Origin of the sequence: Nocardioides malaquae (assembly GCF_015070385.1) — a bacterium.
In the GTDB taxonomy this organism is placed as follows: domain Bacteria; phylum Actinomycetota; class Actinomycetes; order Propionibacteriales; family Nocardioidaceae; genus Nocardioides; species Nocardioides malaquae.
On record NZ_JADCSA010000703.1, the window covers coordinates 1 to 256 of the forward strand.

General features: G+C 52.3%; 1 protein-coding gene. It reads right to left on the reverse strand.

The window, feature by feature from the left end; all coding sequences use genetic code 11:
- Window positions 1-256 (reverse strand): polysaccharide deacetylase family protein (locus tag IEQ44_RS16165; protein WP_193639447.1); only part of this gene is annotated, 256 nt, incomplete at both ends.

Below are 256 nucleotides of genomic sequence, written 5' to 3' on the forward strand. Positions count from 1 at the left end.
GCCATATTGTTTCAACACAGGATACGCATAGCGGCTCACCGACTTGAGGCCATCATCAAAGGTAATCACCACCGCTCGCGCAGGGAGATTGATCTTATTCTTCACGTAGCCTTCCAGCTGCACCATGCTCAGTGTCGCGTATCCCCTGTCACGCAGCCAGGCCATCTGGTTATTGAAAGCGCGTACCGATGTGGTCGTCGAAGTATGGCGAAAACGGGTGTTTTCTTCGTCGCGCAGAATATGGTGATAGGTTAGC